The organism is Streptomyces sp. WAC05374, assembly GCF_004353505.1.
Classification (GTDB): Bacteria; Actinomycetota; Actinomycetes; order Streptomycetales; family Streptomycetaceae; genus Streptomyces.
This window is the reverse complement of sequence record NZ_SMNQ01000001.1, coordinates 198,421-220,983: the sequence shown is the minus strand read 5'-3', so window position 1 is coordinate 220,983 and position 22,563 is coordinate 198,421. Positions and strand designations below refer to the sequence as shown.

Annotated in this window: 18 protein-coding genes; 8 read left to right on the top strand and 10 right to left on the bottom strand. The window is 73.6% G+C overall.

Annotation, left to right across the window (positions count from 1 at the left end; all coding sequences use genetic code 11):
- Positions 1-40 precede the first annotated feature (40 nt).
- Both E2B92_RS01035 and E2B92_RS01030 read right to left on the bottom strand, forming a co-directional pair.
- Complete coding sequence (locus E2B92_RS01035) at positions 41-601, bottom strand: hypothetical protein (protein WP_126885113.1); 561 nt, start codon at positions 599-601, stop codon at positions 41-43.
- Positions 602-623: 22 nt separating this feature from the next.
- Positions 624-1,190, bottom strand: a complete 567-nt coding sequence (locus E2B92_RS01030; RefSeq protein WP_235023627.1) for a hypothetical protein — start codon at positions 1,188-1,190, stop codon at positions 624-626.
- A gap of 360 nt (positions 1,191-1,550) precedes the next feature.
- Here E2B92_RS01030 and E2B92_RS01025 point away from each other — a divergent pair, with 360 nt between their 5' ends.
- Positions 1,551-3,203 carry a serine/threonine-protein kinase gene (locus E2B92_RS01025; RefSeq protein WP_126885115.1) on the top strand — a complete coding sequence of 551 codons (1,653 nt, stop codon included), beginning with the start codon at positions 1,551-1,553 and terminating at the stop codon, positions 3,201-3,203.
- Between the two features lie 257 nt (positions 3,204-3,460).
- Here the strand turns inward: E2B92_RS01025 and E2B92_RS01015 are convergent, their stop codons facing one another.
- The 3 genes from E2B92_RS01015 to E2B92_RS01005 form a co-directional block, all read right to left on the bottom strand.
- Positions 3,461-4,750: a cytochrome P450 gene (locus tag E2B92_RS01015; RefSeq protein WP_185923578.1), complete on the bottom strand. Its 1,290-nt coding sequence runs from the start codon at positions 4,748-4,750 to the stop codon at positions 3,461-3,463.
- A 514-nt stretch (positions 4,751-5,264) separates the two neighbouring features.
- Positions 5,265-5,612: a DUF6233 domain-containing protein gene (locus tag E2B92_RS01010; protein ID WP_126885117.1), complete on the bottom strand. Its 348-nt coding sequence runs from the start codon at positions 5,610-5,612 to the stop codon at positions 5,265-5,267.
- A gap of 40 nt (positions 5,613-5,652) precedes the next feature.
- Positions 5,653-6,024 (bottom strand): hypothetical protein, encoded by a 372-nt coding sequence (locus tag E2B92_RS01005; RefSeq protein WP_126885118.1) that lies wholly within the window; start codon positions 6,022-6,024, stop codon positions 5,653-5,655.
- Between the two features lie 409 nt (positions 6,025-6,433).
- Here E2B92_RS01005 and E2B92_RS01000 point away from each other — a divergent pair, with 409 nt between their 5' ends.
- Entirely contained in the window at positions 6,434-9,394 is a 2,961-nt protein-coding gene (locus E2B92_RS01000) for a helix-turn-helix transcriptional regulator (RefSeq protein WP_133087348.1), read from the top strand.
- A gap of 36 nt (positions 9,395-9,430) precedes the next feature.
- On the opposite strand, the gene E2B92_RS00995 is transcribed toward E2B92_RS01000, so the two are convergent.
- From E2B92_RS00995 to E2B92_RS34055, 3 genes are all read right to left on the bottom strand, one after another.
- Positions 9,431-10,420: an aegerolysin family protein gene (locus tag E2B92_RS00995; protein WP_235023626.1), complete on the bottom strand. Its 990-nt coding sequence runs from the start codon at positions 10,418-10,420 to the stop codon at positions 9,431-9,433.
- A gap of 68 nt (positions 10,421-10,488) precedes the next feature.
- Positions 10,489-10,869, bottom strand: a complete 381-nt coding sequence (locus tag E2B92_RS00990) for a hypothetical protein (protein WP_126888773.1) — start codon at positions 10,867-10,869, stop codon at positions 10,489-10,491.
- A gap of 273 nt (positions 10,870-11,142) precedes the next feature.
- Positions 11,143-11,349 carry a DUF6183 family protein gene (locus tag E2B92_RS34055; RefSeq protein ID WP_399432237.1) on the bottom strand — a complete coding sequence of 69 codons (207 nt, stop codon included), beginning with the start codon at positions 11,347-11,349 and terminating at the stop codon, positions 11,143-11,145.
- Here E2B92_RS34055 and E2B92_RS00985 point away from each other — a divergent pair.
- From E2B92_RS00985 to E2B92_RS32840, 5 genes are all read left to right on the top strand, one after another.
- Entirely contained in the window at positions 11,270-12,577 is a 1,308-nt protein-coding gene (locus E2B92_RS00985) for a PP2C family protein-serine/threonine phosphatase (protein WP_126888772.1), read from the top strand. The genes E2B92_RS34055 and E2B92_RS00985 overlap by 80 nt on opposite strands.
- A gap of 356 nt (positions 12,578-12,933) precedes the next feature.
- Entirely contained in the window at positions 12,934-15,924 is a 2,991-nt protein-coding gene (locus tag E2B92_RS00980; protein WP_126888771.1) for a BTAD domain-containing putative transcriptional regulator, read from the top strand.
- A gap of 88 nt (positions 15,925-16,012) precedes the next feature.
- On the top strand, positions 16,013-17,632 hold the full coding sequence (locus E2B92_RS00975; RefSeq protein ID WP_133087347.1) for a hypothetical protein: 1,620 nt from the start codon (positions 16,013-16,015) through the stop codon (positions 17,630-17,632).
- 138 nt (positions 17,633-17,770) lie between these two features.
- Positions 17,771-18,094, top strand: coding sequence for a MiAMP1 family antimicrobial peptide (locus E2B92_RS00970; protein WP_126889571.1), 324 nt, complete (start codon positions 17,771-17,773; stop codon positions 18,092-18,094).
- Positions 18,095-18,226: 132 nt separating this feature from the next.
- Positions 18,227-19,756, top strand: a complete 1,530-nt coding sequence (locus E2B92_RS32840; RefSeq protein WP_200836902.1) for a hypothetical protein — start codon at positions 18,227-18,229, stop codon at positions 19,754-19,756.
- A 151-nt stretch (positions 19,757-19,907) separates the two neighbouring features.
- Here E2B92_RS32840 and E2B92_RS00960 read toward each other — a convergent pair whose 3' ends face one another.
- Positions 19,908-20,261 (bottom strand): winged helix-turn-helix transcriptional regulator, encoded by a 354-nt coding sequence (locus E2B92_RS00960; protein ID WP_126888474.1) that lies wholly within the window; start codon positions 20,259-20,261, stop codon positions 19,908-19,910.
- Positions 20,262-20,367: 106 nt separating this feature from the next.
- On the opposite strand from E2B92_RS00960, the gene E2B92_RS00955 reads away from it, so the two are divergent.
- Complete coding sequence (locus E2B92_RS00955; protein ID WP_126888473.1) at positions 20,368-21,276, top strand: NAD(P)-dependent oxidoreductase; 909 nt, start codon at positions 20,368-20,370, stop codon at positions 21,274-21,276.
- Between the two features lie 109 nt (positions 21,277-21,385).
- On the opposite strand, the gene E2B92_RS00950 is transcribed toward E2B92_RS00955, so the two are convergent.
- Positions 21,386-22,354 carry a hypothetical protein gene (locus E2B92_RS00950; RefSeq protein ID WP_126888472.1) on the bottom strand — a complete coding sequence of 323 codons (969 nt, stop codon included), beginning with the start codon at positions 22,352-22,354 and terminating at the stop codon, positions 21,386-21,388.
- Positions 22,355-22,563 lie beyond the last annotated feature (209 nt).

The following is a 22,563-nucleotide window of genomic DNA, read 5'->3' as shown; positions in this document are numbered from 1 at the left end:
GTCGACGTTGACCGCAAGCTAATGGCTGGCGCGGAGCAGGTCAAGGGGCGGTCGGTACGGTGAGACGCGGTGGCTGTGCGGGGACGGGCACTGTCGTACCGGCTGGAGGAGGGGCTGCGAGGCGGCGGGCTTCGGCGGTGACCTCGGCATCGACCTGGGCCACGGTTCTGTCACCGTATTCGAGATCGTCGTACTCGTCGTCGAGATCGTCGTACTCGTCGTCGAGTTCGGCGAGCCGCTCGGTCAGAGGCAGCTCATGTCCGTGGCGCCGGTGGATCCGGAAGGTGAACTCCCGAGGGGTGAACTCGCCGGCCAGCATGCGGCGTGCGAGGGCTCGGGCGGCGGCTTCGTGGCCGGCCTCACCGTCGACCGGATAGAAGGTGAGACCGAGTTCGTCGAGCGCCGCGGGCAGCAAGTCGTGCACGTCGTAGTCCGCCTCCGCGCGCGTGCAGGCGGCGAGGATGCGGAGGCCGGGGGTGTCGAGTCCGGCGACGAGCGCCTCACAGGCGGCATTGACGACGTCGCTCGCGCGGACTTCCCCGGCACTCCAGAGGGCGGCATGGTCCTGCAGAGAGCTTGCTGCGGCTTCGGTCGGCGTCACGCGTTCATGATGCCCTGAGACGTCAGCGGTTCCGCAGGTGGTCGCGTACGAGGGAGCGGGCCCTCTCCGGGCTGACGCCCAGGGCTCGGCCCATCGTCTCGGGTGACAGCCCGTCCGCCTCCGCCGTGCAGGCGGCCTGGTGGCCGACGGCGCGGGTGAGGCGCTCCAGTGCGGCGACCGCCTTCAGCGCAGCGACCGGCGCCTGCCCGGCGAGCCGGTCCAGCAGGCTCTCCAGTCGCTGAAGGGCCTCGGTGACGTCCTCCGGCAGCGGCACGGTCTGCCGTTCGACGCTGCCGATGTGTTCCACCCACTCGTCGTACGGCCCGGAGATGTCCAGGTCCTCCAGCCGGTCCTCGCCGAGCCCGGCCCAGTCGATCGGGTGCGCCTCGCCGCGCCACCCGCACGCACACGCCGCCCGGTACGCGGCCGCGCGCGGGCGAGAGCCCTGCCCGGTGTACGCCCACCACTCGCTCGTCCAGCATCCCGGGCCGGCGCCGCTGCCGGAGTCCAGGCAGACCGGCTTCGGCTCGCTGCCGTCCGCCAGCACCGCGCCGACGATCCCCTCGTGGCACGCCCCGAACGGTTCCATCGACCACCCCACGGCATACCCCTCTCCCCGGCCGCCAGGCTCACCGTCCCACCGTTCTCGACAATGCCCCACCCCACCCGTCGCCCGGGAGGGAACGCTCCAGGACGACCCGAATGAGACCTGCCCAACCTGCCCGGCTCGGCCACGGGGGCAGGCGCCAGGAGGGCCGTCGGCAGCCGCCGACAGAGTCCGCATCATGGCCGGGCCGCGATACCGACCGAACAGGTACAAGCCGGCTCGGAGGCGTCGTGCGGCCCCAGCAGGGGGAGCATCCCAGGTCAGCGGGCCCCAACCGTCACGTCTACGCTTCTGTCCCGGACCGGCCGTCGGCCGGTCCGGGATCAGGGGGACGACAGTCCGATGAGCAGCACCACCGAGGTGTTCCGGCCGCTCCAGGCGGACGACCCTCACGCCGTGGCCGGTTACCGCCTCGCGGCCCGGCTGGGCGCCGGCGGGATGGGCCGGGTGTACCTGTCGCACACCCAGGGCGGCCGCCCGGTGGCGATCAAGGTGGTGCGGGCGGAGCTGGCCGACGACCCGGCCTTCCGGCGTCGGTTCCGGCGGGAGGTGGAGGCCGCCCGCCGGGTCAGGGGCGCCTACACCGCGGAACTCGTCGACGCCGACACCGACGGCGTACCCCCGTGGCTCGCCACGCTGTACGTGCCCGGTCCGTCGCTCACGGAGGCCGTCGCCCGCCGCGGCCCCCTGCCGGTGCCCGCCGTGCTGTGGCTGATGGCCGGCGTCGCCGAGGCACTCCAGGCGATCCACGCCGCGGGGATCGTGCACCGGGACCTCAAGCCGTCCAACGTGCTGCTGGCCGCCGACGGTCCACGGGTGATCGACTTCGGTGTCTCGATCGCCGCCGACCTCTCCTCGCACACCGCCACCGGCGCCACCGTCGGTACGCCCCACTTCATGGCCCCCGAGCAGGCCACCGCCGGTGACATCACTCCGGCGACCGACGTCTTCGCACTGGCCCAGACGGCGGCCTTCGCGGCGCTCGGCGAACCGCTGTACGGGGACGGCATCGCGCCCGTCGTGCTGTACCGGATCGTGCACGAGGAACCCGATGTGTCCCGGCTGCCCGACCCGCTGCGCCCGCTGATCGCCCGGTGCCTGGCGCCCGATCCAGCAGCGCGTCCCACGCCGGCGGAGGTCGTCGAGCGGTGCCGACAGCTACTGGACACCGACACCGACACCGACGCCGACACGGACGCGGGTGCCGGGCCGGCCGTCTGGCGCGAGATCGCGGGCCCCGAGGCGACCGTTCCGGACCCGGTACGCACCCCCGTGGCTCCGTCGACCGCGGCCGCGACGCTGTCGCTGAAGCCCGCCTCCCGGCGGCGTACGCCCGGGCGGCGTACCGCGCTGATCACGGCCGCCGCCGTGACGGCGGGCGCTCTGGTGCTCACGGGGCTGACGTGGCTGGTCGTGGACCGCTTCGGCCCCGGCGGGCCGACCGCGAACGCGCCCGCTTCGCTGCCCGGCCCGACGAAGTCCGTCCGATCCACGACGTCCGTACGATCCACGGCGTCCGTACGATCCACGGCGGCGCCGTCCAGCACTCCGCCGGCCGCTGCCGGCTCCCCCCGGGCGTCGCAGCCCGCCCCGCACGCCTCCCCGGCGCCCGGAGCCGTCGTGCGGTCTCCCGTGTGGCTGTACGAGAAGAACTCCCTGAGCCTCCGCGAACCGATGCTCCCCAAGGACCGCACCGGCGACATCCGGCTCAACTGCCAGGACGACGACTGCTCGCTCGAGAGCGACACCAGCGTGTTCGTGCAGCTCTTCAACGGCAAGGCGGGCTCGCTCGAGACCTGTCGTCACCTCCTCAGCGGCGCCACCGGCCCCGCCTACCGCACCTGGTCGCTCGCGGCGGCGGACGACGGCACCGAGCTCTGCGTCAGGAACGCCTCCGGCGACATCGCGGTGCTCGCGATCCAGGTCAAGCAGACGGCCCTGCGAGAAGCCGCCTTCCTGCAATTGAGCATGAACGTGTGGGAGGCGGCGGCCTGACGGACACGTCCGCGCTTCGGTGCGCAGGTCCTCCTGGACCTCGGCCACCGTCCTAGTGGTCCGTCGCGATCACGACGTACATACCCGCGACGAATGCGGCGACGCAGAGCCCGACCACGACCGTCAGTGCGCACCCCACTGCGCCTGTCGCGCCGGCGATCGCGGTCCAGCCCAACCGCGTTGCCCGTTGGGAACGTTGGAGGGCGTCGCAGTACTCACTGTCGCCGTACCAGCCGCGATCGGTCATGGCGGTGCCGTCACGGCTGCTTGGGGGCGCGCGCAGGGCCCGGAACGGGTTGCCGCCGGGCCACGCGTACCCGCCGCGGTGCCCGGAAGGACAGGAGCCCCAGCATGTCGGGGTCCTCGTCCAGGAGCCCGATGTCCGGCAGGACCGTGGCGGCCGTACGGAGAGCGGTCGCCGCCTCCGTACGGGCCAGGAGGGCCCCTGGGCAGCGGTGCCGTCCCGCGCCGAAGGACAGATGACGGCGGACGTTCTCCCGGTGCGGGCACAAGCGCTCCGGCTGGGGGAAGACGGACGGATCGGACCCCGTGCCCATCAGCAACAGCAGCAGCTCGGCTCCCGCCGGGACGCGGACGCCCGACAGTTCGGTCTCGCGTGCCGCCACCCGGCGCCACGAGGTGACGGGGGGCTCCCGGCGCAGCACCTCGTCCACCCAGTCCCGCGCGAACGCGTCGTCGGTCGCCCGGGTCCACACCGACGGGTCGGCGCTGCTCGTGCGCAGCACGGTGGCGATCAACTGCCCGGTGGTGGACTGCCCCGCGATGAAGACGAAGAAGCAGGCCGCCACCGCCGTCGGTATGTCGAGCGGTGTGCCGTCCGGCAACCGGTGGGCGCGCAGTGCCCCGATCAGCCCCTGTGCCGCGCCGTCGGTCACGTGCCGGGTGAGCCACTGGTGGAACTCACCGACCAGCCCGGCCAGCACGACCTGCCGTTCCGGGGCCGGCCGGCCGTAGAACAGCTCCAGCGCGGCGTCGCTCCACTCCACCAGGGTGTCCGGAGTGACCCCCTCGATACCCAGCATCCGCATCATGACCCGGCACGGGAGCAGCCGGGCGTACTCCGCCGCGAGGTCGTACGTGCCCCGCGCGTCCAGCTCGCGGCCGGCACCGTTCAGCAGGTCCCGGGCGGTGTCCTCGATGAGAGGGACGGCGGCGGACACCCGCGCGGCGCTGAAGAAGCGGGTGACGAGACGGCGCAGACCGGTGTGGGTCGGCCCACCGTTGTTGGCGAGGGCGGGCGGCAGGCTGAAGCCGGCCCGGGCGAGCACCCGCAGCGCCGGGACGGGAAGCCTCGTGACGGCGTGCTGGGCGTTGTCCGGCAGGAAGCCGGCCGGGTCCAGGAGGACGCGCTCGACGTCCTCGTACCGGCTGATCAACCACAGATTGGTCGCGGCGTCGTAGTGCACCGGCGCGGACACGTGCAGCTCGGCGAAAGCCGGGAAGGGGTCGGCGACGAAGACGTCGCCGAAGAGATCGAGGTCACCGAGGCCATCGCCGTCGATCACCGGGATGGTCCCGCCTGCCATGAATTCCTCCCCCGGAGGACGGCGGCGCTCGGCCGCGCGGCACCCGGGCGTACTCGATACACGGTGACGCGCGGTGTCGTCCGACCGCGCGGCTTGCGACGTCAGTATGCACGGTGCCCGCCACCCGGCTGCGGGCGGTGCACCAGGAGTGACACGTTCCGTCCGGCGGCAGTCCGGCGACGCCTTGCCGTGGCGCGGAAGGAGCCGCCTCGGTCCGGGCGCGCCGTGGCCTTGGGGCGCCGGTGGTGGGGGCCGGGGCGGCGATGTGGTGCCGGGACCGCCATGGTCGGGCCGCCCGTGACCCGGGGGCGGCCAGGGACCGCCATGGTCGGGCCGCCCGCGACTCGGGGGCGGCCAGGGACCGCCACAGCCCGGGCCGCCCCTGGGAGCCCTCACCGACGACGGCGCCCCCATCGGCGGTGATCGGCGATTCGTGCCGGGCGCTGCGCAGCGGCGTGGGGGGCGCGCCGCGGTGCCACCCGCACCCGGTGCAGCCCGGCCGCCGCGCCGAGCCCTACCCGTCGAGCAGGCCGAGCTCGGTGTCCGGCCGGCACACCGCGCAGGCCTCGACCGAGTCGGCCAGTGCCTGGCGGGCAGCCTGCTCGGACGCCCCTGCCGCGCCCTTGCCGGCGAGCGCGCAGGTGCCGAGGTGGACCTTGATCGGTGCCCGGGTGCCGTCCAGGCCGCGCTGGATCCGGTACGGCGGGGGGGGGGGCGGGGCGGTGCGCTGTTGGATCTCGCGGCGCCGGGCTTCGGTCGCGCGCGCCTGCCGGACGTACTTGAGCTGCACGGTCAGGTACGTCTCGATGTCGGCCAGCCGCTCGTCGTCGGGCGGGTACGGGGGCGGCAGGGGTTCGGACACGGGCGTCGGTCCTGTCGGGGTCGTCGGATGGGGTGGGCTGTCAGGCGGCTTCGGCGATGTCGACCGGCACCGCGGCCGCCGCCTGCGTGACCTGCTTCAGCTCCGAGCGGGCCGGCGCACGCTTCTCCGCCTCGACCTGCCGCCAGAAGGGGTGAGCACTGACGGCCAGCGACAGCTCCAGGCACTGCTCACGGAGCCGGGCGACGGCCTCCTTCTCCTCCTCGGTCCAGCCGGGACTGGCCTCGCGGCCGCCGGTGACCTCGTCGGTGTGCGGATGCTTCGCGCCGGGCCAGCCCGGCATCGGCTCCACACTCCACGGCAGCCCGCGGCACAGGGCGGCCAGCTCGGCCGTCGCCTGGTGCAGGCGGGTCTGCGCAGCACGCAGATCATCGGGGAACGCAGTCTCGGCCATGGCCAGAATCATACGCCTGTTCGATTCGCTGGGTATGGCGGGCCACACGTGTTTCACCACGGCTGCTCCGAGTGCGTACGGGGGAGTTCCCCGCACGGCCTTGTCACGGGCCTCCGACGCCTGGACACCCGCGCTGTCGCCGACGTCGCCGACGTCGCCGACCGTCTCCGTTCCCGGACACAAGGCCCCCGCCCCAGCGCCCCGCCCCGGCGACCGCGAGAGCCGCCGCCCGGCCCGGCGCCGCCTGGCCGGAACAGCGCGCTGCCTGGGCGAACGTGGCCGACACCCCTCCTTTCCGGGCGCCGCTCATCCTTCATGATTCATTACGGGAGCCCGTCCACCCGACCAGTGGACGGGCGGTGCCCGCGTGCTCCCGGCACCGGCACCAAAGCGAAGGGGGACGGCACACGTGCTGCTCGAGCGCGACGACGTGTGGAGCACGGCCGCGGCGGCCGCCGGTGCCGCACGATCCGGCAACGGAGGCTGGATATTGCTGGCGGCCGCGGCCGGCATGGGCCGGACCGCGGCGCTCGACGCGATCGTGCGGCGGGAGACCGCCGACGGTGCCATGCGGGCGGTGTACGCGCGCTGCGCACCGGAGGAGCGGGAGTTTCCCTTCGGCCTCGTCCGACAGGTCTTCCCCGAGGACGACGACGTCCCGTTCTCGGCGCCGGCCGGACCGGACGAACAGCGGGTGTCCCACCGGCTGGTGACCCGGCTCGCCCGCTCCGCCGCCGAGCGCCCGGTTCTGCTCGCCGTGGACGACCTGCACCACGCCGACGAGCAGTCCCGGCGCTGGATCGGATACCTCGCCCGGCGCATCGCCGAACTCCCCGTCCTGCTCGTACTCACCGAGTGCCTCGACCAGTCCGATCCGACCCCGCCGGCGCCGGTCCACGGCGTGTCCGTCGCCCTGCGCTCGCTCAGCGCGTCCGCCGTCACCCGCCTCGCCCGCACCGCCGGCCTGGACGAGGAGCAGATCGCCACCTGCGTCGAGGCGGGCGCGGGCAACCCGGCCCTGGTCCACGCGCTCATCGCCGACCTCGGCGAGGGACCCCTGCCCCGCCCACCGTCCGCCCCGGCACGCAGCCGCTACCACGACACCCTCACCGACTGGCTCCGGCACCGCGCAGATCCGCGCTCACGCCACGTCTGCGTCACCCTCGCCGTCGCGGCCGAAGGCACCACGTCCGGCGGCCACTCCTCCGAAGCCGACACCCCGGAGACCGACCCCTCCGAAGCCACCACGCCCCAGGCCACCACCCCGGCGGCCACCACCCCCCAAGCCATCACCCCGCCAGCCACCACGCCCCATGCCGCCACGGCCACCACGGCCACCACGGCCACCCCGGCCACCGCGCCCAACCACCTCGCCCACCTCGACCACCTCGCCCTCCTCGACCGGACGGCCGACCTCAGCCCGCACCGGCACCCGCCCAGCGCGCGCTCGGTACGGCGGCTCGGCGCACTGATGCGCCACCCCCTCGCCCGCGCAGCCGTACTCGCCGCCGCCGAACCGGACGAGTCAGCCGCGCTCCACGCGCGCCTGGCCGAACTGCTCGACCAGAGCGGGGCACCCGCCACGGCCGTCGCCGACCGGCTCCTGCATCTCGACCGCCCCACCGACGGGTGGATGGCCCGCGCCCTGGCCGAGGCGGCGGAGGAGGCCGCGAGCGCCGGGCGGGTCGCCGAGGCCACCGCGTACCTGCGCCACGCGCTGAACGGCCCGCTCGACGCCGACCGGCGCGCCACGCTCAGCCTGCGCCTGGGCGCCCTGGAGCTCCCGCACAGTGCCGCGGCCGGCATCCGCCGCCTCAGCACCGGCCTGGAACTGCACACCGACGTCCGGGATCGGGCGGCCGCGGCACCCGCCCTGAGCGCGGCCCTCGTCGCCGGCCGGCGTACCGCCCACGCGCTGCGCGTCCTGCACCAGGCAGGCCGGGGAGCGGACGACGACGAACTGGTCCAGGTGCTTCAAGCACTCGGGGCCCTCATCTCCTCCCACGACGCCGCCGCATGGCGCAGTGCCGTCGCCGGGCTGCGCGCGCTCGCACCCACGGCACCGGCCACCATCGAGCCGCTGGTCTGCGGCCTCATCACCGAGTACGAGGCCGGCGCAGGGCTCTGCTCGGCGGCCGAGGCGCTCCGGCGGGTCCGGCCGCGCCTCGCCGCACCGGTGGACCCGCGCCTGCGCACCGCCTGGCTGGGCAGCGCGGCCACCCTCCTCCAGTGGGCGGACTGCCTGCCGGAGGCCCGCCGGCTCGCCGACAGGTGCCTGCCCGCCCCGCCCACGCCCCCCGACCTGACCGACGCGGGCCTCCAGTGCCTGCTCAGCGTCCGGGCCGAAGCCGCCCTGTGGGCCGGCGACTTCGCCCGCGTCCTCGCGGAGAACACCCCGCTGGTGGAGGCGTCCGCCGGTCAGGGCGTCCGCCTGCCGCACCTGGTGGCGATGGTGGCGACCGCCCAGGCGGAGGCCGGCCGGCGCACCGAGGCGTGGGAGGTCCTGGCCGCTCCCGGCCCGTCCGGCGCCGACAGCTCCTGGGAGTGGAACGAACTGAGCTACGCACGGGCCCTGCTGCACGCGGCCGACGGCGACTGGCAGTCCGCGCTCGACGAGCACCTGGCCTGCGGAGCCGGCCAGGACGCCCGTGACTTCGTCAGCCCGGTCGCCACGCCGTGGCGTTCGGGCGCGGCGCTCGCCCTCGTACGGCTCGGACGGCCCGCGGAGGCCCGGGAACTCGCCGAGGAGGAACTGCGCCACGCCCGGACCTGGGGAACCGCCCGTACGGTCGGCCGTGCGCTGCGCGCACACGCGGCGGCGGTGGGCGGCCGGCTCGCCCTGGAGTCGCTGACCGAGGCGGTCGAGCTGCTGCGTCCGAGCCCCGCGCCCGTGGAACTCGCCGAGGTCCTGGTCGACCTGGGCCAGGCGCACATCGCGGCGGGCAACGGCCGCAAGGGCCGCGACCGCCTCCGTGAGGCGCACACCGTGGCGCAGCGGCTCGCCGTGGCGGCTCCCGGCGCCGGGGACGGCGCCCCGCCCCTTGCCGGTCGCCTCCTCGGAGTGGCGGAGGAGGCGCTGCGCGAGGGGCGGGTACGCGGCCGGACGCGGGCCGGCACCGGCTGCGCGGCGCTGACCGCCGCCGAACGGCGCATCGTCGGCCTGGCGGCCGGGGGCCACAGCAACGCCCAGATCTGTGCCGCCCTGCACCTCACCCGGCGCACCGTCGAGAGCCACCTCACCAGTGCGTACCGCAAGCTCCAGGTCACCCGGCGCACCCAACTGGCCGCCGCCCTGGCCCAGGACACGGACGGAACCGCCTCCACGGCCACCACGGCGGCCGTCACCACGCCCACGGGGGCGCCGGGCTGACCGCGGCACGACGCCCCCGTGCGCTCAGGGCGGGGTTCAGGACAGCGTGAACACCGGGCTGGCGTTGTCGCCGCTGCCGCCGGACCGTTGGCACCGGTAGCCGGCGGGCGCCGTGCACTCGTAGCTGTTGCTGCCCACGTACGGGTTGTTCCACTTGATCCTGACGTCCCCCACGCCCTGGAGCACGTACGTCGCCTCACCCTGGGTGCCGGTCGCGAACCCCTCGGACTCGCTCTGCCACGAGCGGGTGTTGCCCGGCGGGATGGCCTCCGGCGGGTACTGGTTGGCGGTCCACACGCCCCAGGACAGGCGGGCATCGGTACGCGCCATCAGGCGGTCGGTGTGGTTGTTGAACGTGACGTGCGTACTCCGGGCGGCCTGGGCCGCCGCCGGCTTCACCGTGCCGGACTTGGCCGCCGGGGCAGGGCCCCCGGACAGATGGAAGCGGACCGTGGCGTTGTCGCCGCCGCCGGTGGAGGAGTCCTTGACGCAGCGGTAACCGGACGGTGCCGTGCAGTGGTAACTGTTGCTGCCCACATAGGGGTTGTTCCAGTGGACGGCGACCTCGCCGCCGGGCACGGAGAACGAGGCCCTCCCCTCCGTCCCCGTCATCATGCCGCAGGACTCGCTCTCCCAGGAGCGCATCTGGTGGCCGGAGATGTACTCCGGTACCAGGGACGTCCAGCAGCCGTGCTGGAGCTCGGACTGGATGCGCTGCATGCCGATCGCGGTCCTGTTGTCGAACTCCACCTTGGTGCTGCGGGCCGCCTGGGCGGCCGGCGGGGGAGCGGCGACGGCCGACCGGCCGTCCGGCACGTCCCCACGGGCCGGTGCTGCCGCGGCCGGGGAGGTGAGGGCCCCGGCGCCGCCGAGGACGAGCGTCGCGGCGAGCAGCGCCTTCGCGGCGGTGCGCGGGTACCGGGAGGTCTGGGCCCCGGCGCCGCCGAGGACGAGCGTCGCGGCGAGCAGCGCCTTCGCGGCGGCGCGCGGGTACCGGGAGGTCTGGGACGTGGCGTTGGTGTTCACGGTTGCCTTTCACACGGAGGAGGAGAGGAAGTCGTCGGCCGGCCCGCCGGTACGGGCGGCGGGGCGGCTCAGGTGTAGTTGATCCACCAGTTGGTGGTCTGCCGCACGGTGTCCCACACCTGGACCAGGTAGTAGCCGGACGCCCTGCCGAGGGCGATGGTGAGCTGGGCGGCCGCCGCGGCGATCTCCGCGTTGGGGTAGGGGCCTTCCCGCCGCAGGGTCTGCGTCCCGGCCTCGGCCCGCTGAGCGGTGGCCGGGCGTGCGGTGTCCACCGCGGCCGTGGCGGAGGCCGGCTGCGCGGCGACCGTGGCGCCGGGCCGGGGTGCGGTGACGTGGGCTCGTGCGGCCTGGGCCTGGCCGGCGTCCGCCGCGGTGGCGTGGGCGACGGCCGATCCGCCGGCCACGGCCACGGTGACAACGGCCGCGAGCACGGTCGTGGTGACGCGCATGGGTGACTCCCGGTGCTGAGGTGGAAGGTGCGGGGCGACTGCCCGGGCATCAGACTGCCCTGCGGTCCAGGAGCCGGGCATCGTGGAAATCCACGAACTCACGCGACCCGGCGGCATCCCCCGCCGCCCGCCTGCCGTAGGGCCCCTTCCGGCCGCGCCGTACCAGCCATGGCCGGGGCACACACCGCCCGGAGCACGGCCGGCCCACCCCCGACCGCCGTCGAGCAGCGGCCCCATCGCCACTGTCACCGGCCAGTCAGCGTGAGCGTGTGGTCAGTCGGCGTCCGTGGCGGCCAGCACCGCGATCTCCTGCCCGCCGGGGCGCAGCGCGGCGATGGCGATGTCCCAGCCATGGCCATAACAGGTCCATTTTCGGGCCTCCGGTGGAAAGAAGGGGGGTATGAACGACTTCGAGGTGGACCAGGTGGTCCAGCGGGCCCTGGACCGGCTGACTCTTCTGGCGGAGACCACCACCGCCATGACCAGCACGCTTGACTCCCATGCCGCCGTCCGGCGCGTGTGCCGCATCCTGGTGCCCCAGCTTGCCGACTGGTGCGCGGTCGATCTGCTGGACGACGACGGTCGCCCCCGCCGGATCAGCGTCGTCCACCGCAATCCCGGCATCCTGCCGGTCGGCGGACTGACCGGTCCGCTGCCCGACATCCCGGAGGAGCCGGTCGGCCCCCTGTCACGCGTGCTCATCGGCGCCGGCCCCCTGCTGCTGACCGCGACCGACATCCTCGGCCCCGACCGGGCCGCCGACCCGCTGCACGCCCGCCAGCTCGAACTGTTCGACCAGCTCGGCACCCACACCGCCGTGGTCGCCCCCGTACGCGCCCGCCGACAAGTCCTGGGCGCGCTCACCATCGGCCGCTCCGCCGACCGTGCCCCGCTCACGGACGACGACCTCGCCATGGTGGAGGACCTGACCCACCGCATCGCGCTCGGCGTGGACAACGCCCGGCTGCACCGCGAAACCCAGCACATCGCCGAACGTCTCCAACGCTCCCTCCTGCCCACCCTCCCCAAGACCGGCCCGCTGCGCCTGGCCGCCCGTTACACACCCGCCGCCGCGACCGCCGAAGTCGGCGGCGACTGGTACGACAGCTTCCCCCTGCCCAACGGCAGCACCACCATGATCATGGGCGACGTCACCGGCCACGACCTGCGCGCCGCCATCACCATGAGCCAACTGCGCAACATGCTGCGCGGCATCGGCTGCGACCGCCAGGAACCTCCCGGGCACATCCTGCGCCGCCTCGACCTCGCTCATCAGTCGCTCTATCCGCACGCCACAGCGACCTGCCTGTACGCCCTCCTCGACCAGGACGACGAAGGCTGGACCCTCGCCTACTCCAGCGCCGGACACCCACCACCCCTGCTGGTCACCCACGAAGGTGATACCCGCTACCTCAAAGGCGGCCGCGGCCTTCTCCTGGGCGTCGACCCCGACCTCCCGCGCACCCACGCCACCGAAACCCTGCCGCCCCGCTCCACCGTGCTCATGTACACCGACGGCCTCATCGAACGCCGCGGCGAGGACCTCAGCCACGGCATGACCCGGCTGCGACAGCACGCCGCCGCCCTCGCCCGCGAGGACCTCGACACGTTCTGCGACGAACTCATCGCCGGCATGACCACCGACCACACCGACGACATCGCCCTCCTCGTCGCACGCATGCCCGCCCGGCCACGGGCACGCGGGTGACTCACCGACCGACCACGGATCCCGCCCTCTGGCCAAGCACGAAGCCCCCGACCGGGCGGCCGGTCGCCCGCAGGTAACGGCACGGATGGGCACGTCACCGCCCACGCGACCACGGTTCTGACGACCGTGTGTTCGCCGTGGGCCGGCTCTGTGGTGCTCCTCCGCGCTGCCCCGGCCCGGCTGCGGCATGGAAGTGGCCGACGGCTCGCGGCCACGGCGGGCGGTCCGGGCGACCGGAACTCCGCGACCAGGCGCCGCGTCCGGCACAAGACCACCGACGCGCCGGTCACTTACCAGTCACAGCGCACTTTACGCAAAGTAGCGGTGCGGTCACCCCAGGTCCTACGCTCACGCCAATGGGCGCGCAGCACGAGTACAAGATCCTGGGGCCACTGGAGATCCTGCGGGACGGCCATCCCGTGACCATCGGCGCCACCCGCCTACGGGTCCTGCTGGCCGTCCTTCTCAACGACGCCGGCGCGGTCGTCCCCGTCGACACCCTGGTGGACCGGGTCTGGGGAGGGAACCCGCCCGGAGGGGCACGGAACACCCTCCAGAACTACGTACTGCGGTTGCGCCGAGCCCTCGGCCCGGACCTCATCCGTACCCACCGCCGCGGCTACGTGATCGACATCGAACCATCGGCCCTGGACGCGCACCGCTTCACCGTCCTCGTACGACAGGGCGGCCAGGCCCTGGAGGCGGGCGATCCCGAACGGGCCGCCGTGCTCGTGCGCGAGGGGCTCGCACTGTGGCGCGGCGATCCTCTGTCCGATCTGCCCGGCGAGCTGTTCGCGGACGTCGTCCCCGCCCTCGTCGAACAGCGCACCCACGCGTACGAACTGCGCATCGACGCGGACCTGCGCCGCGGACGCCCCGCCGAGGTCCTGCCCGAGCTGCGCGCGCTCACCGGGGCGCACCCCCTGCGCGAACGGTTCTGGGCCCAGCGGATGCTGGCGCTCTACCAGTGCGGCCGTCAGGGCGAGGCGCTGGCCTGCTACCGCGAGGTCGCCGCGCTGCTCGCCGACGAGCTCGGGGTGGACCCGGGGGACGAGCTCCGGGAGATGCACCGGCGCATCCTGACCGCCGCGCCGGACCTGGCCGCCGCACCCCTCCGTACGCGTACCGCCGGAAACCTGCCCGCGGAGACCACGACGTTCATCGGCAGGGAGAGCCAGCTCGCCCGGACCCACCGGCTGTTGGAGCTCTCCCGTCTCGTCACGCTCACCGGTGTCGGCGGCGTGGGCAAGACCCGCCTCGCGCTGCGCGCCGCGCGCCAGGCCGCACCCCGCTTCGGCGACGGGGTGTGGGTCGCCGACCTCGCCACCCTCTCCGAACCGGCCCTCCTGGACCGCGCGGTCGCCGACGCCCTCGGGCTGCGTGACCAGTCCGCCCGCCCGGCCGCCGACACGGTCGCCGACCACCTCCGCGACCGGCAGCTCCTCCTCGTCCTGGACAACTGCGAACACCTGGTCCAGGACGCCGCCACCCTCTCCCTCCGGCTCCTGCGGGCCGCCCCCGGGCTCCGCATCCTGGCCACGAGCCGCGAACGCTTCGGCGTACCGGGGGAGTACGTACTGCTCGTCCCCGGCCTCACCCTCCCGGGCCGGTACGGCCCCGGCCCGCGGGGAGCGGCCCCCTCCGAAGCGCTGCGCCTGCTCGCCGACCGCGCCGCCGCCTCTTCCCACGCGCACGCGGACGGCACCCACCCGGACAGCGCTCACGCCGACGGCGCCCCAGCGGACCCCGCCTACGCGGACAGTGGACCGGCCGCGGAACTCTGCCGGCGGCTCGACGGCATCCCCCTCGCCATCGAACTGGCCGCGGTACGCCTGGCCTCCCTCACCATCGAGCAGGTCCTGGAGCGCCTGGAAGACCGCTTCCGGCTCCTGACCGCCCCCCGCGCCGGCACGCCCCATCGTTACCAGCACACCCTGAGGGGTGTCATCGACTGGAGCCACAGCCTGTGCACCCCCGGCGAACGCCTTTTGTGGAAGCGGCTCTCGGTCTTCACCGGCGGCTGCGACCTGGAGGCGGCCGAGGCCGTGTGCGCGGGCGACGGCACGGGCGCCCCCGGCACGAACGCTCCCAGCACAGACGCCAACGGCATCGACGCCGACGGCAACGACCGCGAGTACATCGCCCGCGAGGACGTACTGGACCTCCTCACCGGCCTGGTCCACAAATCGATCGTGCTCGTCGAGAACACCGGCGGCACCGCCCGCTACCGCCTGCTGGAGACCATCCGCCAGTACGGCATGCGCCACCTGGAGGAAGACCCGGGTGCGGCGACGGCGCTGCGCCTGCGTCACAGCGATCACTACCACCGCATGACCGTCCGTGCCGCCACGGAGTGGTGCGGGCCCGCGGAGGTCGCCTGGCTGCTGCGGCTCCGGGCGGAGGTGCCCAACATCCGGGCCGCCCTGGAGTTCTGCCGCGATCACCCCGGCCGGGCCGCCGTCGGCGTGGAGATCGCCGTCCACCTCACCCGTACCCGCTTCTGGTTCTTCGGCTGCACCCCGGGCGAAGGGCGCCACTGGCTGGAGACCCTCGTCGGCGCGCAGGGCGACCTGCCCGACGAACTCAACGTGCTGGCCACCGCGATGAAGGCGTGGATCGCGCTCTGCCAGGGAGACCGCCCGGCGGCCCGGCGCTTCGCAGAGGACTGCCGCGCGGCCGCGGCGGACTCCCTCACCGTGGCGGCCCTCTACATCGAGGGTGCGTACGACTTCCTGGTCCACGGCAGCCCGGGCTGCGTCGAGCGGCTCGCCCGCGCCCGCGACGGATTCCGCGCCGCCGGCCATCCCGGGGACGCGCACATGGCCACCATGCTGTGGGCCATGGCCGCCGCCTTCCTCTCAACCCGGGAAACGGCCTGGCTCGCCTGCCGCGCGTACGTCACCGAGGCCGAGGCGTACGGTGCGGAGTGGGCCCACTCCTGGGCCATTTGGTGCACCGGCCTGACCGAGGTCCTGCACGGCGACCCGGCCGCCGCCCTCGTACCCCTGCGGGACGCGCTGGGTCGGCAGCACGCCATCGACGACAGTTGGGGCCCGGTGTGGACCGTGGAGACGATCGCCTGGGCCATCGGCGCGCTGGGACACCACCGGCGGGCGGCCCGACTGCTCGGGGCCGCCGACCGGCTGCGCGGCATCACGGGCGTCGCCCTGACCGGACTCCAGCCCTTCCACGCCGTCCACACGCGTACGGAGGACCAGGCCCGCGAGCGCCTGGGCGCCGAGGTGTACGCCGAGGAGTGGAACCGCGGCGCCGCGACCGAGCAGGGCGTCGCCCTCGCCCTCACCCTCATCGACGAGGTGTCGTCACATGGCGTGACCAATGAGTGACTGAGGTGATAGGGCGCTTCGGGAGGGTGGGAAGCGTTCGGGACGGGGTCGCGTCCCGAACGCGCAGCAGATGAGGAGAACCACCCCCATGGCCCCCACCGCACCGGACTTCGGTCCCCAGATCGACAACTACGCGCCGTCCCAGCCCGCACGGGTCTGCGATCCGCAGGCGAAGCCGGGGCTGCTGGCCTTTCGTGACCTCGTGCTCGCCGCCTACCCCGGCACCCGCAGCATGGGGATCAGCCGCGATTGCGGGAGGAAGGTCGACAGCGAGCACAAGGAAGGACGCGCCTGGGACTGGGGCGTCGACGTCCACACGCAGGGGCACATCGCCTCCGATCTGATCGACTGGCTCCTCGCCACGGATCGGCACGGCAACCCCCATGCCCTCGTACGCCGCTTCGGCATCATGTACATCATCTGGAACCGGCGTATCTGGGAGTCCTACCGCCCGAACGCCGGCTGGACCCCGTACACGGGGATCAGCCCGCACACCGATCACGTCCACTTCAGTTTCGGTTGGGCCGGCGCCCGCAAGGAGACCTCCTGGTGGCAGACCCCGGCGGGGTCGGCGCGGGCCCGGGTGGGTGTGGGTGTGCCGTCGGTGGTGGATCACGGTTCGGGGATGGTGGTGTTCGGGGTTGATGCGTCGGGTGGTGTGGTGCATCGGTGGCAGAGCGTGGCGGGTGGTGCGTGGTCGGGGTGGACGGGGTTGGGTCGGCCGCCGGGTGGTGCGGTGGGGCGGCCGTGGGCTTTGGTGGGGCGGTACGGGAAGCTTGTGGTGTTTGTGCGTGGGGTGGATGGGGCGTTGTGGCACACGTGGCAGTCGGAGGCGGGTGCGTGGGCGCCTGAGTGGGTGTCGTTGGGCGGGCGGCTTGCGGGGGATCCGTCGGTGGTGCTGAGTCCGAACGGTGCTCTGTCGGTGTTCGCGCGTGATGCGGGGGGTCGGGTGACGCATACGTGGCAGCGGGGTGCGGAGCACGGGTATGCCTGGCATGGGTCGTGGGTGGACATGGAGGGTGCGGTCGCGGGGCGTTTGTCGGTGGTGGTGGGTCGTGATGGGGGGATGGTGCTGTTCGCCCGGGGTGTCGATGGTGGTTTGCATCATCGCTGGCAGTCGGGGACGGGTGGGCCGTGGTCGGGGTGGACGTCGTTGGGTGGGCGGCTTGCGGGGGATCCGTCGGTGGTGTTGAGCCCGAACAATGCTTTGTCGGTGTTCGCTCGTGATCCGGAGGGCCGGGTGACGCACACCTGGCAGCGGGGTGCGGAACACGGTCACGCGTGGAACGACACCTGGGTGGACATGGGTGGTGCCGTGCTCGGCCGGCCGATGGTGCTGGTGGGACGTGATGGGGGGATGGTCCTGTTCGCCCGGGGCACGGACGGTGGTTTGCATCATCGCTGGCAGTCGGGGACGGGCGGGCCGTGGTCGGGGTGGACGCCGTTGGGCGGTCGGTTGAGTGCGGATCCGGCTGTGGTGCTCAACCCGAGCGGGGATCTGTCGGTGTTCGGCCGGGATCCGGGCGGCCGGATGACGCACACCTGGCAACGCGGCCCCCAGCACGGTCACGCGTGGAACGACACCTGGGTCGACATGGAAGGCGACCTCGCCACCGACCCGCCCGACACCACACTCGCCGCACCTGCCCTGCCGGCACCGACGGCGGGCGAGTCGGCTGTCGCGGTTCCTGACGGCGTCGTCTCCTGAGCGCCCCACTCACCGTGTGCCGCGCAGGCGCGAATCCCGGGCGGGCAAGAGATCCTCCGTTCACGGAGCCACCGCCCGCCCCCGTGGGGCCCGCACGACCGCTCGTACAACCGTCCATCCCATCCGAATGGAGTCACCATGCGCATCCGACGCACGCTGCGTACCGCCGTCACCTCCGCCGTGATGACCGGGGTATTCGTCCTCGGCACCGGAGTCGCCTCCGCCAGCAGCTTCCTGAGCTGGGAGGGGCCGCAGAACACCGGCAGGGCCAAGGAGGTCTTCGCCTGCGGCTGCAACAACATCGACCCCAACTTCCGTGCGGCGTACCGCTTCAAGCACACCGGCCAGGACGCCACCATGTACAACCAGGACAACTGTCAGGGGCAGTCGCACTTCACCTTCCACGGCAGCCAGGAGAGCAGGGACCCCTTCGGCTGGCGGAGCGTCTTCTTCCACTGCTGATCCGGACCGTCCCCTGATGGGTGCCCTGCCGCTCCACGGCGCCGCCCGGCGCTCCGCCGACACGGCGCCGCGGCCGGCAGGGCCACCCGCCAACTCCCGTGTAAGCGCCACCACCCACGGAAAGAAGGCATCATGGGCCCCTGCCACATTCCTCCCGACCGGGATCTCGAAGTCACCAAGACCGTCTACACCGTCGGCCGCCACCTCGGCGTCTCGGACAAAGTGATGCTCGCCGGCTTCGAGGCCGGGTGGGTCGAATCGCACATGAACAACCTCGACTGCGGCGACCGGGACTCTCTCGGCGTGTTCCAGCAACGGCCCAGTCAGGGATGGGGAACGCCCGAACAGATCCGGCACGTACCGTACGCGGCCGAGCAGTTCTTCACCCGGGCCATGCGGGTCGAGCGGCGTTTCCCCCACCTCACCGCAGGCCAGACCGCACAGGAAGTGCAGCGCTCGGCATTCCCGCCGCGCTACGACCAGGCAGAAGCCAAGGCGCGGGCCCTCCTCGACGAGGCCAGGCGCGCGGTCGGGTCACCGCCACGGGTGGCGAGGGTGGGTGTGGGTGTGCCGTCGGTGGTGGATCACGGTTCGGGGATGGTGGTGTTCGGGGTTGATGCGTCGGGTGGTGTGGTGCATCGGTGGCAGAGCGTGGCGGGTGGTGCGTGGTCGGGGTGGACGGGGTTGGGTCGGCCGCCGGGTGGTGCGGTGGGGCGGCCGTGGGCTTTGGTGGGGCGGTACGGGAAGCTTGTGGTGTTTGTGCGTGGGGTGGATGGGGCGTTGTGGCACACGTGGCAGTCGGAGGCGGGTGCGTGGGCGCCTGAGTGGGTGTCGTTGGGCGGTCGGCTTGCGGGGGATCCGTCGGTGGTGCTGAGTCCGAACGGTGCTCTGTCGGTGTTCGCTCGTGATGCGGGGGGTCGGGTGACGCATACGTGGCAGCGGGGTGCGGAGCACGGGTATGCCTGGCATGGGTCGTGGGTGGACATGGAGGGTGCGGTCGCGGGGCGTTTGTCGGTGGTGGTGGGTCGGGATGGGGGGATGGTGCTGTTCGCCCGGGGTGTCGATGGTGGTTTGCATCATCGCTGGCAGTCGGGGACGGGTGGGCCGTGGTCGGGGTGGACGCCGTTGGGTGGGCGGCTTGCGGGGGATCCGTCGGTGGTGTTGAGCCCGAACAACGCTTTGTCGGTGTTCGCCCGTGATCCGGAGGGCCGGGTGACGCACACCTGGCAGCGGGGTGCGGAACACGGTCACGCGTGGAACGACACCTGGGTGGACATGGGTGGTGCCGTGCTCGGCCGGCCGATGGTGCTGGTGGGACGTGATGGGGGGATGGTCCTGTTCGCCCGGGGCACGGACGGTGGTTTGCATCATCGCTGGCAGTCGGGGACGGGCGGGCCGTGGTCGGGGTGGACGCCGTTGGGCGGTCGGTTGAGTGCGGATCCGGCTGTGGTGCTCAACCCGAGCGGGGATCTGTCGGTGTTCGGCCGGGACCCGGGCGGCCGGATGACGCACACCTGGCAACGCGGCCCCCAGCACGGTCACGCGTGGAACGACACCTGGGTCGACATGGAAGGCGACCTCGCCACCGACCCACCCGACACCACACCCACTCTCCCGAGCCCGACAGTCGCCGAACCGGCCCCGGCCGAATGGCCGCTCTAGGGAGGTGACGGCACCCGGCCGGGCCCCGACGGCTCGCCGTCCGTACCGGGCCCGGCGGGGCAGCCGTACGGTCCACCCGCCGGGGTTCACGCGCGAGTCCTGCGAAGCAACCGTTCACCCACGGCGTGGGCGTGATGTCCGACGGCAAATCCTAGGAGGCGGCGCCCCGTTCCTGCCGCTCGCGGCCCCAGGCGGCGAGCGGTTCGAGCGCGTCGTTGAGCCGGATGCCGTCCTTGGTGAGGGCGTACTCGACGCGCGGCGGGACCTCGTCGTAGGAGACGCGGTCCACGATGCCGTCCGCCTCCATCTCGCGCAGATGGGACGCGAGCACCTTCTCGGTGACGCCCGGCACCATCCTGCGCAGTTCGCCGAAGCGGCGGTGCGGTTGCTCGTGGAGCGCCCATAGGATGAGCACCTTCCATTTGCCCCCGATGACGTCCAGCGCGGTGTCGATCCCGCAGATGTGCTCCCCGCCGTCGGACCCGGGCCGGTTCAGCGTCGCCATGCTCCCCCTTCCTGAACCTTCCTCACCTGCTCACTCACCTCAGGGTAACCACCCACTTCGAAGTGGGTACTTGAGTGATCAACCGCCCCACGAGCAGCCTGGTCGCATGAACGAGACGACGTCGCAGACGACCACCTCCTCCGCCTCCCTCAAGACCCCCGTCACCCTCCTCGGCCTCGGCGCCATGGGCACCGCCCTGGCCCGTACCTGGCTCGCCGCCGGCCATCCGCTCACCGTCTGGAACCGCACCCCCGCCCGCGCCGCCGCACTCGTCGACGAGGGCGCGAAGGCCGCCGCCGACGTGGCCGGGGCCGTCGCCGCGAGCACCCTCGTCGTGGTCTGCCTCCTTGACGACGCCTCGGTCGGCGAGGCCCTCGCCGACGCCGACCTGACCGGCAAGGACCTGGTCAACCTGACCACCACCACGCCGGCGCAGGCCCGCGCCCGCGCCGCGTGGGCCCGCGGGCGCGGCGCCCGCTACCTGGACGGCGGGATCATGGCCGTCCCGCCGATGATCGGTGTCCCCGAGGCCGGTGGCTACGTCTTCTACAGCGGCTCGCGGGAGCTGTTCGAGCTGCACCAGGAGACCCTCGCGGTCCCGGCCGGCACCGTCCACGTCGGCGAGGACGCGGGCTTCGCCGCCCTGCACGACGTGGCCCTGCTGAGCGCGATGTACGGGATGTTCGCCGGGGTGGCGCACGCGTTCGCCCTGATCCGCAAGGAGGACATCGACCCGGTCACCTTCGCCCCGTTGCTCTCGGGCTGGATCTCCGCCATGGCCGGCCCCGCCGTGCAGCAGACGGCCCGGCAGTTGAAGAGCGGTGACTACACCACGGACGTGGTGTCCAACCTGGCGATGCAGGTGGCGGGCACGCCGACCTTCCTGACCACGGCCGAGCAGCAGGGCGTGAGCCCGGAGCTGATCAACCCGTACTTCGAGCTGATGCGCCGCCGCCTGGCGGAGGGCAGCGGCGAGGAGGACCTGACGGGCGTGGTGGACCTGCTGCTCCGGTGACCCCGCGCGGCGAAGCCCGGAAGCCGGTTCCCGCGATGGACGTCCAGCACGAGGGTGCCGCCCCGGACGTCGCGGTGGACGATGGCGTCCCGCTGGGAGGCAGCACCCCTCAGCAGCGGGCGCACGTCCGGCGGGTGGCGCGCTGGTACGAGCGGGTCGCGCGGCCGAGGGCCAGGCCGTAGACGCAGAAGCCGCCGTAGGCGACCATGACCACCCACGGCGCGTGGTCGGGGATGCTCACCTCGGCCACGCCCGTCCAGGCCAGCACGCCCGTCACCGCCAGGAAGATCCCGAACGGCGCGAGCGCGCCCGCGCCCGCCCAGCCCAGCGCCAGCAGCGGCAGTCGGGGCAGCGCCCGGCCCCAGGGGCGGGTCAGCGCGAGGGCCAGCACCATGCCGGCCACGGCGAGCGCCGCGGTGACGTCGACACCGTGCTCGTACAGGCGGATGCCCAGGTCGCTGGTGTAGCGGGGGTCCATACCGGGCTTCCCCGCGCCGGTGTAGCCCGCGGTCGCGCCGAGCGCCCACGCGGTCTTCAGCGTCGTGTACGGGACGAGGGCGGCGACCGCGACGAGCCCGGCCGCGCCCCGCGCCCCGCCCGGCACGGAGGCGGCGCGGCCCCCGCAGTACGCGCACAGTCCGCGCGCCCGGCGCCGGTGCGCCAGCGCCGCGCACGCCCACAGCACGGCGCCCGCCACCGCGAGGCCCTGGTTCGCCCAGGCGGCCCAGTCCATCGACGGCTGGTTCCGGCCGAACAGGACGGCCGGCAGGTGCACCGGGCTGAAGAGAAAGGCGAAACCCGAGGCCAGGCAGAGCGCGACGACCGACCGGGCGAGCCACGACGGCCAGGCGTCGTTCCGGCGGCGGGGCAGGGCGTACGCGAGCAGGGCGGCCGCCGCGTACAGCCCCGCCGTGGCCCACTCGGCGGCGGCGCCCGTCGCCTTGCCGAGCAGGGCGTACCCGTACGCGGGGCCGGTCACCGCGGCCAGGGCCGCGCCGCCCGCGTACAGCACCGACCACCACAGCGCTGCCCGTTCGGCGAGGCGCGGCCAGGCGTGCACGAATGTCTTCCGGCTCATGGTCCCGAGCCTGGCCGCCGCCCCCGTCCACCGGCATCGCCCCGCGGGCGGAACGCGTGCAGCGGCACTCCGCCGCCCGGGGGAGGGGCCGTACGTCCCCGGGCGCGGTCAGCCCCTCGGCGCGGCGCCAGGCGGCGAGGGTTCGAACGGCACCCGGCCGGCATGGCGGCCACAGGCCCGCCGCGTGCCGCCCCGGCCAGTACCGCCTA

What these genes read in the sequence shown, in the direction of transcription:
- E2B92_RS01030 (WP_235023627.1), bottom strand. Translation starts at nt 1,190, where the DNA reads ATGGAACCGTTCGGGGCGTGCCACGAGGGGATCGTCGGCGCGGTGCTG.
- E2B92_RS32840 (WP_200836902.1), top strand. Translation starts at nt 18,227, where the DNA reads ATGGGCCCCTGCCACATTCCTCCCGACCGGGATCTCGAAGTCACCAAG.
- E2B92_RS00960 (WP_126888474.1), bottom strand. Translation starts at nt 20,261, where the DNA reads ATGGCGACGCTGAACCGGCCCGGGTCCGACGGCGGGGAGCACATCTGC.
- E2B92_RS01005 (WP_126885118.1), bottom strand. Translation starts at nt 6,024, where the DNA reads ATGGCCGAGACTGCGTTCCCCGATGATCTGCGTGCTGCGCAGACCCGC.
- E2B92_RS00985 (WP_126888772.1), top strand. Translation starts at nt 11,270, where the DNA reads ATGAACGACTTCGAGGTGGACCAGGTGGTCCAGCGGGCCCTGGACCGG.
- E2B92_RS01015 (WP_185923578.1), bottom strand. Translation starts at nt 4,750, where the DNA reads ATGGCAGGCGGGACCATCCCGGTGATCGACGGCGATGGCCTCGGTGAC.
- E2B92_RS00990 (WP_126888773.1), bottom strand. Translation starts at nt 10,869, where the DNA reads ATGCGCGTCACCACGACCGTGCTCGCGGCCGTTGTCACCGTGGCCGTG.
- E2B92_RS00970 (WP_126889571.1), top strand. Translation starts at nt 17,771, where the DNA reads ATGCGCATCCGACGCACGCTGCGTACCGCCGTCACCTCCGCCGTGATG.
- E2B92_RS01025 (WP_126885115.1), top strand. Translation starts at nt 1,551, where the DNA reads ATGAGCAGCACCACCGAGGTGTTCCGGCCGCTCCAGGCGGACGACCCT.
- E2B92_RS00975 (WP_133087347.1), top strand. Translation starts at nt 16,013, where the DNA reads ATGGCCCCCACCGCACCGGACTTCGGTCCCCAGATCGACAACTACGCG.
- E2B92_RS00980 (WP_126888771.1), top strand. Translation starts at nt 12,934, where the DNA reads ATGGGCGCGCAGCACGAGTACAAGATCCTGGGGCCACTGGAGATCCTG.
- E2B92_RS00955 (WP_126888473.1), top strand. Translation starts at nt 20,368, where the DNA reads ATGAACGAGACGACGTCGCAGACGACCACCTCCTCCGCCTCCCTCAAG.
- E2B92_RS00950 (WP_126888472.1), bottom strand. Translation starts at nt 22,354, where the DNA reads ATGAGCCGGAAGACATTCGTGCACGCCTGGCCGCGCCTCGCCGAACGG.
- E2B92_RS34055 (WP_399432237.1), bottom strand. Translation starts at nt 11,349, where the DNA reads ATGGCGGTGGTGGTCTCCGCCAGAAGAGTCAGCCGGTCCAGGGCCCGC.